The sequence below is a fragment of the Pseudomonas putida W15Oct28 genome (assembly GCF_000708715.2).
GTDB lineage: Bacteria > Pseudomonadota > Gammaproteobacteria > Pseudomonadales > Pseudomonadaceae > Aquipseudomonas > Aquipseudomonas putida_R.
Map to the genome: position 1 here is coordinate 70442 of NZ_JENB01000026.1, position 14135 is coordinate 84576.

At 63.3% G+C, this 14135-nt stretch carries 14 protein-coding genes and 2 pseudogenes; 8 read left to right on the forward strand and 8 right to left on the reverse strand.

Annotated elements, in window-relative coordinates; all coding sequences use genetic code 11:
• Window positions 1-205: 205 nt before the first annotated feature.
• Window positions 206-541: a ComEA family DNA-binding protein gene (locus AK81_RS18460; protein WP_043201105.1), complete on the forward strand. Its 336-nt coding sequence runs from the start codon at window positions 206-208 to the stop codon at window positions 539-541.
• 258 nt (window positions 542-799) lie between these two features.
• Here the strand turns inward: AK81_RS18460 and AK81_RS27675 are convergent, their stop codons facing one another.
• Complete coding sequence (locus AK81_RS27675; protein ID WP_016500979.1) at window positions 800-967, reverse strand: DUF2897 family protein; 168 nt, start codon at window positions 965-967, stop codon at window positions 800-802.
• 183 nt (window positions 968-1150) lie between these two features.
• On the opposite strand from AK81_RS27675, the gene pyrF reads away from it, so the two are divergent.
• Window positions 1151-1852 carry an orotidine-5'-phosphate decarboxylase gene (gene pyrF, locus AK81_RS18465; RefSeq protein ID WP_043201107.1) on the forward strand — a complete coding sequence of 234 codons (702 nt, stop codon included), beginning with the start codon at window positions 1151-1153 and terminating at the stop codon, window positions 1850-1852.
• A gap of 96 nt (window positions 1853-1948) precedes the next feature.
• Here the strand turns inward: pyrF and AK81_RS18470 are convergent, their stop codons facing one another.
• On the reverse strand, window positions 1949-2974 hold the full coding sequence (locus AK81_RS18470) for an acyltransferase (RefSeq protein ID WP_043201109.1): 1026 nt from the start codon (window positions 2972-2974) through the stop codon (window positions 1949-1951).
• Between the two features lie 162 nt (window positions 2975-3136).
• Window positions 3137-4138, reverse strand: a complete 1002-nt coding sequence (locus AK81_RS18475) for an NADP-dependent oxidoreductase (RefSeq protein ID WP_043201111.1) — start codon at window positions 4136-4138, stop codon at window positions 3137-3139.
• Window positions 4139-4312: 174 nt separating this feature from the next.
• Between AK81_RS18475 and AK81_RS18480 the strand changes: the two genes are divergently transcribed.
• Entirely contained in the window at window positions 4313-5074 is a 762-nt protein-coding gene (locus tag AK81_RS18480; RefSeq protein WP_043201114.1) for an SDR family oxidoreductase, read from the forward strand.
• 49 nt (window positions 5075-5123) lie between these two features.
• Here the strand turns inward: AK81_RS18480 and AK81_RS18485 are convergent, their stop codons facing one another.
• A complete protein-coding gene (locus AK81_RS18485; RefSeq protein ID WP_043201117.1) occupies window positions 5124-6299 on the reverse strand; it encodes an MFS transporter in 1176 nt (391 codons plus the stop codon).
• Window positions 6300-6506: 207 nt separating this feature from the next.
• On the opposite strand from AK81_RS18485, the gene AK81_RS18490 reads away from it, so the two are divergent.
• From AK81_RS18490 to AK81_RS30835, 3 genes and pseudogenes are all read left to right on the forward strand, one after another.
• Window positions 6507-7904 carry a PLP-dependent aminotransferase family protein gene (locus AK81_RS18490; protein ID WP_043201120.1) on the forward strand — a complete coding sequence of 466 codons (1398 nt, stop codon included), beginning with the start codon at window positions 6507-6509 and terminating at the stop codon, window positions 7902-7904.
• A 669-nt stretch (window positions 7905-8573) separates the two neighbouring features.
• A pseudogene (locus tag AK81_RS30830) lies at window positions 8574-9053 on the forward strand (methyl-accepting chemotaxis protein); the annotation flags it as partial.
• 204 nt (window positions 9054-9257) lie between these two features.
• The gene (locus AK81_RS30835) at window positions 9258-9962 is read left to right on the forward strand and encodes a methyl-accepting chemotaxis protein (protein ID WP_430298391.1); all 705 of its coding nucleotides are present in this window, start codon (window positions 9258-9260) and stop codon (window positions 9960-9962) included.
• A 158-nt stretch (window positions 9963-10120) separates the two neighbouring features.
• Here AK81_RS30835 and AK81_RS18500 read toward each other — a convergent pair whose 3' ends face one another.
• Window positions 10121-11311 (reverse strand): benzoate/H(+) symporter BenE family transporter, encoded by a 1191-nt coding sequence (locus AK81_RS18500; protein ID WP_043201126.1) that lies wholly within the window; start codon window positions 11309-11311, stop codon window positions 10121-10123.
• Between the two features lie 145 nt (window positions 11312-11456).
• Here AK81_RS18500 and AK81_RS18505 point away from each other — a divergent pair, with 145 nt between their 5' ends.
• Complete coding sequence (locus tag AK81_RS18505) at window positions 11457-12059, forward strand: glutathione S-transferase family protein (RefSeq protein WP_043201129.1); 603 nt, start codon at window positions 11457-11459, stop codon at window positions 12057-12059.
• A gap of 130 nt (window positions 12060-12189) precedes the next feature.
• Here the strand turns inward: AK81_RS18505 and AK81_RS18510 are convergent, their stop codons facing one another.
• The 3 genes from AK81_RS18510 to AK81_RS18520 all read right to left on the reverse strand — a co-directional run bounded on the left by AK81_RS18510 (window position 12190) and on the right by AK81_RS18520 (window position 13797).
• Window positions 12190-12561: a glutaredoxin family protein gene (locus tag AK81_RS18510; RefSeq protein WP_043201132.1), complete on the reverse strand. Its 372-nt coding sequence runs from the start codon at window positions 12559-12561 to the stop codon at window positions 12190-12192.
• Between the two features lie 59 nt (window positions 12562-12620).
• A complete protein-coding gene (gene folE / locus AK81_RS18515) occupies window positions 12621-13166 on the reverse strand; it encodes a GTP cyclohydrolase I FolE (protein WP_012271077.1) in 546 nt (181 codons plus the stop codon).
• Window positions 13167-13236: 70 nt separating this feature from the next.
• Entirely contained in the window at window positions 13237-13797 is a 561-nt protein-coding gene (locus AK81_RS18520; protein ID WP_043201135.1) for a Smr/MutS family protein, read from the reverse strand.
• Window positions 13798-14025: 228 nt separating this feature from the next.
• On the opposite strand from AK81_RS18520, the pseudogene AK81_RS30840 reads away from it, so the two are divergent.
• Window positions 14026-14135 (forward strand): annotated as a pseudogene (locus AK81_RS30840) (helix-turn-helix domain-containing protein); the annotation flags it as partial.

Here is a 14135-nt window from a genome sequence, read left to right on the forward strand (position 1 = left end):
ATCGCTTTTTTTTCATGAAGTTAACTTGAAATATGGCGTAACGCCATCATTTTCGTGTGGCCAAAGTTGCTTTTTTTACTGTTGGATTCGGTAACGATTAAATGGGCCGAGTCGCTGTTTGCAGAATCGCAGAACCGCTAGGGTTTGTTGCGCAGCCGAAGGAAAACGGCTGCTGGAAAATGACTAACCCAAGGAGTGTTCATCAATGCGTAACAACGTTCTGTCGTACCTGCTGCTGCCGCTGTTCGCCAGCCTGTCTTTCTCCCTTAGCGCGGCCCCTGCCAGCACTGCTGCGGTGCTCGAACCGGTGCCGGTGGTGGCCCAGGTGCAGGCCCAGCAGGCGCCGCGGCTGGACCTGAACAAGGCCGATGCGCTGACTTTGCAGAAGGAGCTGAACGGGATAGGTAAGGCCAAGGCCGAGGCCATCGTGGCTTATCGCGAGGCCAATGGGCCGTTTGCTTCGGTGGATGAGCTGCTGGAGATCAAGGGAATCGGGAACGCGTTGCTGGAGCGGAACCGGGATAAGGTGATGGTGGAGTAAGGGGCAGTAGGGCAGCCTGCGGGTGGGGTTGCCTTTCAGAAATTGGGGCTGCTTTGCAGCCCATCGCGACACAAGGCCGCTCCTACAGGGACCACGTTCATTGTTGAAGGGGTGGTTTGTGCAGGGGCGGCTTTGTGTTTAGAAGGGATAGCGTTTGGTGAAGTAAAAATACTATAAAACAATGGGTTAAAAGTTGCTTTCAGTAGGCGTCAAAAAGCCGTCTGAAGAAATGGCTGTAAAACCCTATGCTTAAATCTTTTAGCGGTCTTGCGCATCCTTGGCATCCGCTTCGGCATTGCGCTCATGCACCTTGCGCAGTTGCTCGTCAGTCAGTGGCAATTTTTTTGCCGTATCGCGCAGCATCATCAGCCCACCGACGATGGAGCCGAGGGCTATGATGAGGATCAGCCAGGCATACCAGGGCATTGTCGTTCTCCTTAAACGGGTGGTGGGGCAGTGCTTGTACGAATTTTGAGCAGTAACCCGTTCCGTTGGTTCAATTATAGAAGCCAGCGGCCGTCGGGCCAATTCGGTGATCCGCGGGCCCCAAAGCCTGCGTGACTTCGTTTACAATGCGCGCCGTTTTCGACTTGCCAAGAGACCCTGCCCATGTCCGCCTGCCAGACGCCCCTGATCGTAGCCCTGGATTTCCCTACCCGTGAGGCCGCCCTGAAGCTGGCTGACCAGCTAGACCCCGCGCTGTGCCGGGTGAAGGTTGGCAAGGAGCTGTTCACCAGCAGCGCTTCGGGCATTGTCGAAACCCTGTGTGACAAGGGCTTCGAAGTGTTCCTGGACCTCAAGTTCCACGACATCCCCAACACCACGGCCATGGCAGTGAAGGCTGCCGCCGAGATGGGTGTGTGGATGGTGAACGTGCATTGCTCCGGTGGCCTGCGCATGATGGCCGCCTGCCGTGAAGTGCTGGACAAGCGCAGCGGCCCGCAGCCATTGCTGATTGGCGTGACCGTGCTCACCAGCATGGAGCGTGAAGACCTGGCCGGCATCGGCCTGGACGTCGACCCGCAAGAGCAGGTGCTGCGCCTGGCAGCGCTGGCACAGAAGGCGGGCATGGACGGTTTGGTGTGCTCGGCGCTGGAGGCCCCGGCGTTGAAGGCGGCGCACCCGTCGCTGCAACTGGTAACCCCGGGCATTCGCCCGGCGGGCAGCGCGCAGGACGACCAGCGCCGTATCCTCACCCCGCGCCAGGCGCTGGATGCGGGTTCGGATTACCTGGTGATCGGCCGGCCGATCAGCCAGGCCGCAGACCCGGCGCAGGCGTTGGCTGCTGTGGTGGCGGAAATCCGTGGCTAAATAGCCCGCGTTAATGAAAAAGGCCAGCACGAGCGTGCTGGCCTTTTTTATTTCCGCCTGCATGTTCGCAGAATACGCACAGTGCGACTGCTGAGGTCAGATCACGGCGCGCACCGGCTTGAGCAGCCTGATCAGGTAGATCGGTAGTAATGTCAGCACGAACACAGCCACCGCCAGTAACGGTATCAACCACGCCAGCGAGTGCCCCTCGATCAGCGGGCCGTAGAAGATACTGGCCCTGTTCATGACGAAAACGTGCAGGCAGTACAGGCCCAACGTGCAACCAGACAGCTCGGCCAGCAGCTTGCTGTGCCGTACCAGTTGCCCGCCCAGTGCAAGCAGCAGGCGGAAGGCGAAGATGGCGGCCAGTACCACCAACGGGGATACGTAGGAATAGAAAATCTGGCTGGGCTCGCCTTGCTGCATGGACATGGTGTGTGTGGCGGCGGCGGTCAGGGCGCCGGTAATGGCGAAGCCGCCAAGGTTTACCCAAGGGTTGCCAGGGCCGTGCTGCCGAATCTGTTCGTAGACGTAAGCCCCGAGGAATGCATAACCCGCAAACCCCACGAACGAAAACAACTCATAAGTATGGACCATGCTCGCCAGTGCAGGGCTGAACTGTGCGGCGGTGGGCAGCAGGCAGCTGATTACCAGCCATAGGCTCAGGAACACCCGCTTCTCTTGCAGCCCGCAGTGTTGGTTGACCTTGGCCATGAACGGCATGAACAGGTAGATGCCGATGATCGCGTACAGGTACCAGAGGTGGTAGTAGACAGGGCCGTGAAGCATCGCCACTGTCGCTTGCCACAAGCTGCCATGCCCGACGCCCATGGTGTCCCGCCATAGTGCATAGAACACTGACCAGAACATTAGCGGCGGTAGTATGCGCAAGAAGCGCTTCTGGTAGAACGTGATTGCACCCTCTGTTCGGTTCAACAACAGGGCACCGGACAGCATCAGGAACAGCGGGACGCATGACCTGACCAAGGAGTTGTAGATGTTGGAGGACATCCAGTTGTCATCCAGTTGGATCGCCCCGGCTGATGCGATGTGAAGAAGTACCACCATGAAGCAGGCGGCGAGCCTGCAAAAGTCGAGTCCGGCATTCAAGCGTTGCTGCATCGGTTGCCCACCTTGTCGCTACCTTGCGTAATGGGTGTTTGTCGATGCCTGAATGTACGGTGGAAGGGGAAAACTGCAAGCGGCGAAAGTGCCACAAAAAGGGCTGGCGCTCGATTTCAGGACCTACGCCGCGCCTCAGAGGGCGGCGCAGGCCTACAGGGTTTAAACCTTCAGCACCAATTTGCCAAAATTCTCCCCACTGAACAGCTTCAGCAAGGTCTCGGGGAACGTTTCCAGCCCCTCCACCACATCTTCCTTGCTCTTCACCTGCCCACTGGCCAGCCACCCGGCAATCTCCAGCGCGGCCTTGCCGTAGTCCTTGGCATGGTCCATCACCACAAACCCTTCCATGCGCGCACGGTTCACCAGCAGCGACAGGTAGTTGGCCGGGCCTTTCACCGCTTCCTTGTTGTTGTACTGGCTGATCGCGCCGCAAATCACGATGCGGGCCTTGTAGTTGATGCGTGTCAGCACGGCATCGAGGATATCGCCGCCGACGTTGTCGAAGTACACGTCCACGCCTTTGGGGCATTCGCGCTTCAGGCCGGCCAGCACGTCTTCGGCCTTGTAGTCGATCACCCCGTCAAAGCCCAGTTCGTCTTTCAGGTACTGGCACTTCTCGGCGCCGCCGGCAATGCCGACCACGCGACAGCCTTTGACCTTGGCAATTTGCCCGACAATGCTGCCCACCGCACCAGCCGCGCCGGAGATGACCACGGTTTCGCCGGCCTTGGGCTGGCCAACTTCCAGCAGGGCGAAGTAGGCGGTCATGCCGGTCATGCCCAGTGCCGACAGGTAGCGGGGCAGGGGCGCCAGGTTGGGGTCGATCTTGTGTAGGCCCTGGGGCTCGCCGGTGAAGTAGTCCTGCACGCCAAGGGCGCCGCTGACGTGGTCGCCCGGTTTGAATGCCGGGTGGTTGGAGGCAACCACTTCGCCCACGCCGAGGGCCCGCATTACCTGGCCCAGGGCGACGGGTGGGATGTAGGACTTGCCTTCGTTCATCCAGCCGCGCATCGCCGGGTCCAGCGACAGGTACAGGTTGCGCACCAGCACCTGGCCTTCGCCGGGTTGTTCGGCAGGCACACTTTCGAAGGTGAAGTCGTCACGGCGCACGGCGCCGACCGGGCGTTTGGCGAGCAGGAAGCGGCGGTTGGTCTGGGTCATGGCAGGTCCTTGGAGGCAGTGGAAGATGACAGGCGTTCAATCTACCTTGTTGATGTAGGTAGGTCCTTAACATCACTGACAAGCATGGTAGCCCAACCGTTGGTGTGATGATGCTGCCAGGCCAGACGGTGGCTGACTATGCTCTGAACCCCACCATCCCCTCAGGAGCACGCAATGAGCATGACCTTTTCCGGCCAGGTAGCGCTGGTCACCGGCGGCGCTGCCGGCATTGGCCGGGCAACGGCCCTGGCGTTCGCCCGTGAGGGCCTGAAGGTGGTAGTGGCCGATCTCGACCCGCTTGGCGGCGAGGCCACCGTGGCGCAGATTCACGCCGCCGGCGGCCAGGCGTTGTACATCGCTTGTGACGTTACCCGCGACGCTGAGGTGCGCCAGTTGCACGAGCGCCTGATCGCCGCTTACGGCCGGCTTGACTACGCCTACAACAACGCAGGTATCGAGATAGAGCAAAACCGTCTGGCTGAAGGCAGCGAGGCGGAGTTCGATGCCATCATGGGTGTGAACGTGAAGGGCGTGTGGCTGTGCATGAAGTACCAATTGCCCTTGCTGCTGGCCCAAGGCGGTGGGGTGATCGTCAATACCGCGTCGGTGGCGGGGCTGGGGGCAGCGCCGAAGATGAGTATCTACAGTGCCTCCAAGCATGCGGTGATCGGCCTGACCAAGTCGGCTGCCATCGAGTACGCCAAGAAGGGTATCCGCGTGAATGCCGTATGCCCGGCGGTGATCGACACCGACATGTTCCGCCGTGCCTACGAGGCCGACCCACGCAAGGCCGAATTCGCCGCCGCCATGCACCCGGTGGGGCGCATTGGCAAGGTCGAGGAAATCGCCAGCGCCGTGCTCTACCTGTGCAGCGACGGCGCGGCGTTCACCACCGGGCATTGCTTGACGGTGGACGGCGGGGCCACGGCGATCTGAGCCGATAGCCTTCTTCGCGGGCGCGCCCCCCCACAAGTACCCGCTGGCATCAGGTCTTGTGATATTCCTGTGGGAGCGGGCAAGCCCGCGAAGAGGCCCTGGCGGACCACCACAAGGCCAGCCCAACCGCTGCGCATCCCACCACCAACACCCCACCAAACGCCAGCAAAGCCAGCTGTGACCCCAACCGGTCACTCAACAACCCGGTAAAGATCACCGGCAAGCTGAACCCCAGGTACGCCAGCAAAAAGAACCCGGCGCTGGCCCGTGTCTTCTCGTTGCCGGCCAGCTGGTTCACCGCCGCCAGCCCACCCAGGTAGATAAACCCGTAGCACGCACTGCTGGCCGCCACCGCCCCCAGCAACACCGCACTCAGTTGCCCGCTGTCCGCACCCCAGGCCAGCACCGCATAGCTGCACGGCAGTATCAGCAGCCCTAGCAGCGTGGCCGTGCGGCTGCTCAGGCGCCGGGCCATCGGCTGGAACAACAGCCCGCAGCTGATGACGCAGAAGGTCGAGAACCCCGACCAGGCGCTAAGGCCATGTTGGCGCAGGATGCCCGGCAGCAAGGCGATCACCAGCCCCACGCAGGCCCATGCCAGCAAAATGGCCAGGCCATAGACCACGCTGCCACGCGGGTAGCAGGGCAGGCGCAGCATGGGGTTGCGCTGTGCCGGGCGCGGGTCGGGCAGGCGCCATACCAGCACGATGGCCAGGGCCGCCAACAGCAGTTGCAGATGGAAGCTGCCGGGGGTCAGGCTGGGACCGCGCAGCAGGAACAGGCTGGTCAATGCTGCGCCCAGGCCAAAGCCCAGCGAGGTGCTGGCGGTAACCCAGTTGGCCGCGCGAGTCGTGTGCTCGCCGCCCATCAGTTCGCTCATGTAGGCGGTGGCCGTGGCCGAAGCCAGGCCGGTGCCCAGGCCCAGGAACAGCCGGGCAAAGCCCAGGGTTTGCAGGCTGGGAGCCAGCAGCATCAGCACGGTAGCGACCATTGATAGGGCAAGTGCCGCCACAATCAGAGGCCGGCGCCCGACCCGGTCGGCCAGGCCGCCCAAGGCCAGCAGCACCGGCAGCACGCCCAGCACATAGCCGGAGAACGCCACCGCGGTGGCAGCGGCGCCCTGGCCGGAAAGGTCGGCGTAGGTGATGTACAGCGGGGCCTGCAGGTTGACGGCCAGGGTGATCAGGCAGAGGGCGAAGGCCAGACGGGCCGGGGCGGAAGGCATGGGGAGGGGTCCTGGTTATGTAGTGGCTGTACCGGCCCTTTCGCGGGCGCGCCCGCTCCCACAGGTATTGCATGGTCCCTGTGGGAGCGGGCGTGCCCGCGAAAGGGCCGGGCCTGCCAACTCTGCAATCAGCTCAATTCCCTCACCAGACACACCTACCGCCCATTTATGGTTAACTGTTCGCTCAAAATCAGCGAACACTCACCCATGCACCTCCCCCTCGATCGCACCGGCCCCACCCCATTGGTGCAGCAACTCACCGACCACCTGCAAACCTGGATCGACCAGCAACGCCTGCGCCCCGGCGCACGCCTGCCATCGATCCGCGCGCTGGCCCGCAGCCAGGCGGTCAGCGCGTCGTGTGTGATCGAGGCCTATGACCGCCTGGTCGCCAGCGGCTGGCTGGAGGCCCGTCATGGCACCGGCTTTTTTGTCGCCGAGCGCAAGCCCGGGCTCGTGATGGACGACACGCAACCCTGGGGCGAGGCTGGCGACGGCGACTGGCGGCAGTTTCGCGAGGGCCATGACGAGTTGCTGAAGCTGGGCTGCGGCTGGCTGCCCAGCAGTTGGCGCGCCGCCACCGAGCTGGCCCAGTCGGTGCGGCAGGTGAGCCGCGGCAATCCGCAGGACCTGTTCGACTACTGCCCACCCTTGGGCCTGGCCAGCCTGCGCCAGCAATTGCACAAGCGCCTGGGGCAGCTGGGCATCGCTGCCGGCCCCGAGCACATCCTTACCACCCACGGCGCCAGCCACGGTCTCGACCTGCTGGTGCGCACCCTGCTGCACCCAGGCGACACGGTATTGGTGGAAAACCCCGGTTACTACAACCTGTACAACCTGCTGCGTCAGCACCAGGTGCACATGCTGCCGGTACCGCGTACCGCAGAGGGCCCGGACCTGGCCGCCGTCGAAACCCTGCTGGCCACGCACAAGCCGCGCTGCCTGTTCATCAACAGCCTTTACCAGAACCCTACCGGCACCAGCCTGACACCCAAAGTCGCCTACCGCCTGCTGGAGCTGGCCCGCGAGCACGACCTGCGCATAATCGAGGACGATATCTACGCCGACTTCCAGGAGGGGCCGGCCACCCGCCTGGCCACCCTCGACAGCGAGCAACGGGTAATCTACATGGCCAGCTTCTCGAAAACCCTCAGCAGTTCGCTGCGGGTCGGCTACTTGGTCGCCGACCCCGCGTTGCTGGCGCGTCTGGCCGAGCTGAAGATGGTCAGCGGTATCGGCACATCACGCTTTGCCGAGCAGGTGGTGGGGCAGATGCTCGCCAATGGCAGCTACCGCAAGACCGTGCAGCGCCTGCGCGTGCGCCTGGGCCAGCACATGGCCAAGCTGCTCGGCCAGCTGGAGCAGACGGGTTGGCAGGTATTTTGTGAGCCCTGTGGCGGCATGTTCGTCTGGGCGCGGGTGCCAGGGCGGGATTTCGCCAGCCTTGAGCAGGTGGCGCGGGAGCATGCGGTGCTGCTTACCCCCGGCAGCGCATTCGATTATCAAGGTGCGCCCAGCAGCTGGCTGCGCATCAATGTCGCCTACGGGCAGGATTCCCGCGCCCAGGCCTTCCTCCAGCATGCAGGGCGACCTCCGGCAATCTGAAAACGACACGCTCATAGCTATTTGACACTATTCTGACGCCAAGCCCTTGTTCATCGGCGGGCAACGTTGCCACCCTTGGCCTTCGGGATAACCTCGCAAGCAGAAGGGGAATCGGCGATGGGCGCGAGCAAGCACAGTGTGCTGGCCAACCTGGGCATGGCCCGCAAACTCGGCCTGGGCTTTGCCTTGGTGCTGGTGCTGACCCTGGCGGTGGCGGCCATCGGCATCGCCGCGCTGCACAGCGTGGGCCAGCGCTTCGACAGTTTGCGCCAGCTGGCACAGTTCAATACCGACCTGCTGCGTTTGCGTCAGCATGAGCAGGCGTTTGCCCTGCGCTCCGACATCCAGCAGGCCGAGGCCTTGCGCAGCGGCCTGCAGGGCTTGGCCGAGCGCGCCCGTGGCCTGCCGGCGCTGGTGGCGGCCGAAACCGATCTGGCTGCCTACGGCCAGGCGTTCGAGGCTTTTGTCGCGGCGGTGCAGGCCAAGGAGCTGGCGCTGGACATGGCCAGCTGGTCGGTGTCCAGCGTCGCCAATAACCTTGATGTGCTGCAGGCCGGCCTGGCTGACGACGGCGTATACACACTCAAGCAGTCCCAAGGTCAGCAGGGGGGCGAGTTTCTTGAGCAGGCTGCGCAGGTGGCGCAGGTGTCGCGGCTGATGTTGCAGGCCATGGACGAAGCGCGGGTGCGCCTGGAAAAAAGCCGCAAGGGCGAGGAGGGCGTAAACCAGGAGCGCATTGCCCAGACCGTGGAGGCCGCCAGCCTGGTTGGCCAGTTGCAGGGCGCGGTCAGTGATGCCGGTTACCAGAGCGTGCTGGGCGAGGTGGCGGGGCACATCGGCAGCTTCTCGGAAAAACTCAACGAATACACCGACCAGTTGGCCCGCGAGCAAGGGCTGAAAGCCCAGTTGCAGGCCAGTGCCGAGCAAGCTACCGGGAGGGTCGACCAGGCCTACCTGGGGCAGGAGCAGGCCCTGCAGGGCGAACTGCAACGCAATGCCGTGGCCATTGCCCTGGCCACCGGCCTGGCGCTGCTGGTGGGTGTGCTGGCCGCCTGGCTGATCACTCGCGCGGTGGTCGGCCCGCTCAAGCATGTGATCGCCCGCGCCCAGCGCATTGCCGCTGGCGAGCTGGGCTTTGACGCCCAGGCACCGCGGCGTGACGAGGTGGGGCAGCTGATGCAGGCCATGCAGCAGATGGCCGCGGGCCTTTCGGGCATTGTCAGTGGCTTGCAGCAAGGCATCGAACAACTGGCGGGTAGCGCCCAGGCGTTGTCGGCTGTGACCGAGCAGACCAACCGTGAGGTGGGCAGCCAGAAGGAGGAAACAGAGCAGGTGGCCACCGCCATGCAGCAGATGACTGCCACCGTGCACGATGTGGCGCGCAATGCCGAGGAAGCGGCGCAGGCGGCCCAGGCGGCGGACGACAAGGTCGAGTCGGGGCAACAGGTGGTGCGCCAGAGCATGCAGCGCATCGAGCAGTTGGCGGCGGCGGCAGAAACCGCCAGCGCCGGCATCGACAGCCTCAGTGCCGAAATCCACACCATTGGCGACGTGCTGGAAGTGATCAAGAGCGTGGCCGAACAGACCAACTTGCTGGCGCTGAACGCCGCCATCGAGGCCGCCCGGGCTGGCGAGCAGGGGCGTGGTTTTGCCGTGGTGGCCGACGAGGTGCGTGCGTTGGCGCGGCGTACCCGGCAGTCTACCGAGCAGATCGAGGTGCTGGTTGTCAGCCTGCGCGGTAACGCGCAGCAGTCGGTGGCGCAGATTCGTGGCAGCACTGAACTGGTTCGCCTGGCAGTGAGTGATGCGCTGCAGACCGAAAGCGCGCTGGGCAGCATTGCTGCTGCGGTTTCATTGATTCAGCAGATGAACCAGCAGATTGCCGCGGCAGCCGAGCAACAGAGCTCGGTGGCGGAAGAGATCAGCCGCAGTGTCACGCAGATTCGCGGCAGTGCGGACCAGGCGGCGCTGGCGATGCAGGACAATGCCCGGTCGAGTGTGGAGCTGGCGCAGTTGGGCACCGACCTGAAGGGGATGGTGGGGCATTTCAGGTTGTGATTCAGCAGGCTTCGTGAATACGGCCTTTGTGGGAGCGGCCTTGTGTCGCGAAAGGGCCGCAAAGCGGCCCCAGGATATTGCAGGCGCCTTGAAATCGCCGGGACCGCTTTGCGGTCCTTTCGCGACACAAGGCCGCTCCCACATTTACCGCATCGCACTCAGGCCTTGCGTGGGTTGAGGATCAGCAAGGCCAGCACCCCCGCCACAATCCCCCAGAACGCCGAGCCAATCGAGAACAACGTAAGCCCCGAGGCGGTCACCATGAAGGTAATCACTGCCGCCTCCCGCTCGCGCGCTTCGCTCATGGCCACGGTCAGCCCGTTCATGATCGAGCCGAACAGCGCCAGTGCGGCAATCGACAGCACCAGCTCTTTCGGCAATGCTGCAAACAGCGCCGCCAAGGTCGCCCCGAACACCCCGGCAATGCCGTAGAAAATCCCGCACCACACCGCGGCGGTGTAGCGTTTGCTCGGGTCTTCATGGGCGTGCGGTCCGGTGCAGATCGCCGCGCTGATCGCTGCCAGGTTGACCCCGTGCGAGCCGAAAGGCGCCAGCAGCAGCGAGGCAAAGCCGGTGGCCGAAATCAGCGGCGAGGCTGGCACCTGGTAGCCGTCGGCGCGCAGCACGGCCACGCCGGGCATGTTCTGCGAGGTCATGGCCACTACGAACAGCGGAATGCCAATGCTGATGGTGGCCGCCAGCGAGAAGCTCGGTGTGGTCCACACCGGCTTGGCCACTTCCAGGTGGAAGCCGCTGAAGTCCAGCAGGCCCAGGGCGCCGGACAACGCCGTGCCCACCAGCAGCGCCGCCAGCACGCAGTAACGCGGCGACAGCCGCTTGACCAGCAGGTAGCTGAAGAACATGCCCAGCACCAGCAATGTGCGATGCTGCGCCGCAACGAAGATTTCGCTGCCGATCTTGAACAGGATGCCCGCCAGCAGCGCCGAGGCCAGCGAGGCCGGGATGCGTTTGACCAGGCGCTCGAAGCTGCCGGTCAGGCCGCAGATGAGCACCAGTACGGCGCAGGTGATGTAGGCACCAATGGCCTCGCCATAGCTCACCCCGCCGAGGCTGGTGATCAGCAGGGCGGCGCCGGGGGTGGACCAGGCCACGGTGACCGGGGTGCGATAGCGCAGCGACAGGCCGATGCTGCACACCGCCATGCCGATCGACAGGGCCCAGATCCATGACGAAATCTGCGCGGTGGTCAGCCCGGCCGCCTGGCCGGCCTGGAACATCAGCACCAGCGAACTGGTATAGCCGGTGAGCATGGCGATGAAGCCGGCGACCACCGCCGACGGGGAGGTATCTGCCAGGGGCCGCAGGCGTGCGGAAGTGGCATCGGTCATGAACAAAGTCCTTGTAAAGGTGTAAGCAGTTTTTTCAGACTACAGCGAGCAAGATTGATCCTTGCCATACAGCGGCCATTGCTTTTAGCCGTACAGTCGCCAACTATTGGGCGCAAACGCGAAACTGCTTGGAAGGGGAGGGGCAATGTACAAGGTCTATGGCGACTACCAGTCGGGCAACTGCTACAAGGTCAAGCTGATGTTGAGCCTGCTGGGCCGGCCGTATGAATGGCACCCGGTGGATATCCTCAAGGGCGAGACCGAAACGCCCGAGTTTCTGGCGATGAACCCCAACGGCAAGGTGCCCGTGCTGGAGCTGGAGGACGGCAGCTACCTGTGGGAGTCCAATGCCATTCTCAACTTCCTGGCCGATGGCAGCGAGTTCCTGCCCAGCGAGCCGCGCCTACGCACGCAGGTGTTGCAGTGGCAGTTCTTCGAGCAGTACAGCCATGAGCCTTACATTGCCGTGGCGCGCTTCATCCAGTTTTACCTGGGGCTGCCGGACGAGCGCCTGGAGGAGTACCGCAAGCTGCACAAGGGCGGCTACAAGGCGCTGAGGGTGATGGAGCGCCAGTTGCAGATGACGCCGTACCTGGTGGGTGAGCAGTACTCGATTGCCGATGTGGCGTTGTATGCCTACACCCATGTGGCGCAGCAGGGCGGGTTCGATCTGGCCGAATACCCGGCGGTACGGGCCTGGCTGGAGCGGGTCAGCAACCACCCGCGGCATGTGCCGATGGTGGGTTAGTTTCAGCCTGTACTGGCCTCTTCGCGGGCTTGCCCGCTCCCACAGGTACCCCGCTGCCCTCAGGGCCTGTGATAACCCTGTGGGAGCGGGCAAGCCCGCGAAGGGGCCGGAACAGGACAATTAAAAACCATCAGGCCGACGCGAACCGCTCATCCAGGTAGGCAATGATGGCCTTGGATTCATACATCCAGGTCACCTTGCCGGCTTCTTCAATGCGCAGGCACGGCACTTTCACCCGGCCGCCACCTTCCTGCAGGGCCTGGCGGTGCACCGGGTCGTTCTTGGCATCGCGCAGCGCTACCGGCACGTTCAGGCGGTGCAGGGTGCGGCGGGTCTTGACGCAGAACGGGCAGGCATGGAACTGGTACAGCGCCAGGCCTTTGGCCGCTTGCTCGACGCGGGCCTGGGCAGCGGCGTCGCGCTTGCGCTTGGCCGGGCGGCTGATCCAGTCAGCGAACACGATGAGCTGGCCGAGGCCAACCCGCAGGGCTTTGACGATCATGGGCAACTCCTGAAATGCAAAAGCCGACCCGTCGGGGTCGGCTTGGGGTCAGCAGCCAATCACTTGATCAGGCTGAGGAACTCGCTGCGGGTGGCGGCGTTCTCGCGGAACTCACCCAGCATCACCGAGGTGATCATGGTCGAGTTCTGCTTCTCGACACCGCGCATCATCATGCACATGTGCTTGGCCTCGACCACCACGGCTACACCGGCGGCGCCGGTAACCTGCTGCACGGCTTCGGCGATCTGGCGGCTGAGGTTTTCCTGGATCTGCAGGCGACGGGCATACATGTCGACGATGCGCGCAACCTTCGACAGGCCCAGTACCTTGCCCTTGGGCAGGTAGGCCACGTGTGCCTTGCCGATGAACGGCAGCATGTGGTGTTCGCACATCGAATACAGCTCGATGTCCCGGACCAGCACCATTTCGCTGTTGTCAGAGCTGAACAGCGCGTTGTTGGTGACTTCTTCCAGTGTTTGCTCATAACCGCGGCAAAGGTACTTCATCGCCTTTGCAGCCCGCTTGGGCGTGTCGAGCAGGCCCTCACGGGAGACGTCCTCGCCAATCTGGCTGAGGATCTCGGTGTAGTTCTGTTCCAGGGACATGGATCTACCTGTGGGAAAAAATCGCAAAAACGAAGGTTACGGCGGTGAGGGCGGCGCTGCAAGCGCGGCGTTACTCGTCGCGGCCTTCGAGCATGGTTCGCTTGAGCATCACATACACCGCCCCGGTGCCGCCATGGCGGGCGCTGCACGAGGCAAAACCGAGCACCTGCGGGTGCTGGCGCAGCCAGGTGTTGACGTGGCTCTTGATCATCGGGCGCTTGCCGTCCAGGCGTGCGGCCTTGCCGTGGGTAACCCGCACGCAGCGCACTTCCAGCTTGGTGGCTTCGGCGATGAAGTCCCACAGGGTTTCGCGGGCCTTTTCCACGGTCATGCCGTGCAGGTCGAGGCTGCCCTCGAACGGAATCTGCCCCAGCTTCAGCTTGCGCAGCTGGCCTTCCTGCACGCCGTCGCGGCGCCACATGAGCTCGTCTTCGGCGCCAACGTCGATGACGAACTGGTCAGACATACCGTCGATGACCAGGGCCTTGTCACTGCGCACGGTCGCTGCCTGGCGCAGGCCGGCCAGCTTCTGGCGGTCGGCCTTGGGCTTGCCGACTTCGGCGCGGTCGTGGCGAATTTGCTTTACGCCACGCACTTCGGCCTTGAACAGGGAAAAATCGTCGTCTTGCATGATGCCTCCACGTGGGCGGCGTAGTTTACGCGACTGTGGGGCCATGTGCAGCCTGTGCCGGGCCTCTTCGCGGGTAAACCCGCTCCCACAGGTTCCCCGCAGCCCTCAGGCCCAGTGATATCCCTGTGGGAGCGGGCTTGCCCGCGGTACAAACCGGAGACATCGTTTACATTCCAAGCCGGGGACATGGTTTACAGGCTAATACGCATGATCAGGAGGTATCTGATCATGCCCTGGAATCAAGAGTCCCCCATGGATCAACGAGTCAGATTGATCGGCGAATGGCTTTCCGGTGATTACACCAAGAGTCAGCTTGCTCATCGGTACAACATCAGCCG

Bases quoted from the DNA above. Each gene is read 5' to 3' on its own strand.
- AK81_RS18460 (WP_043201105.1), top strand. From the start codon at position 206: ATGCGTAACAACGTTCTGTCGTACCTGCTGCTGCCGCTGTTCGCCAGC.
- AK81_RS27675 (WP_016500979.1), bottom strand. From the start codon at position 967: ATGCCCTGGTATGCCTGGCTGATCCTCATCATAGCCCTCGGCTCCATC.
- pyrF (WP_043201107.1), top strand. From the start codon at position 1,151: ATGTCCGCCTGCCAGACGCCCCTGATCGTAGCCCTGGATTTCCCTACC.
- AK81_RS18470 (WP_043201109.1), bottom strand. From the start codon at position 2,974: ATGCAGCAACGCTTGAATGCCGGACTCGACTTTTGCAGGCTCGCCGCC.
- AK81_RS18475 (WP_043201111.1), bottom strand. From the start codon at position 4,138: ATGACCCAGACCAACCGCCGCTTCCTGCTCGCCAAACGCCCGGTCGGC.
- AK81_RS18480 (WP_043201114.1), top strand. From the start codon at position 4,313: ATGAGCATGACCTTTTCCGGCCAGGTAGCGCTGGTCACCGGCGGCGCT.
- AK81_RS18485 (WP_043201117.1), bottom strand. From the start codon at position 6,299: ATGCCTTCCGCCCCGGCCCGTCTGGCCTTCGCCCTCTGCCTGATCACC.
- AK81_RS18490 (WP_043201120.1), top strand. From the start codon at position 6,507: ATGCACCTCCCCCTCGATCGCACCGGCCCCACCCCATTGGTGCAGCAA.
- AK81_RS30835 (WP_430298391.1), top strand. From the start codon at position 9,258: ATGACTGCCACCGTGCACGATGTGGCGCGCAATGCCGAGGAAGCGGCG.
- AK81_RS18500 (WP_043201126.1), bottom strand. From the start codon at position 11,311: ATGACCGATGCCACTTCCGCACGCCTGCGGCCCCTGGCAGATACCTCC.
- AK81_RS18505 (WP_043201129.1), top strand. From the start codon at position 11,457: ATGTACAAGGTCTATGGCGACTACCAGTCGGGCAACTGCTACAAGGTC.
- AK81_RS18510 (WP_043201132.1), bottom strand. From the start codon at position 12,561: ATGATCGTCAAAGCCCTGCGGGTTGGCCTCGGCCAGCTCATCGTGTTC.
- folE (WP_012271077.1), bottom strand. From the start codon at position 13,166: ATGTCCCTGGAACAGAACTACACCGAGATCCTCAGCCAGATTGGCGAG.
- AK81_RS18520 (WP_043201135.1), bottom strand. From the start codon at position 13,797: ATGCAAGACGACGATTTTTCCCTGTTCAAGGCCGAAGTGCGTGGCGTA.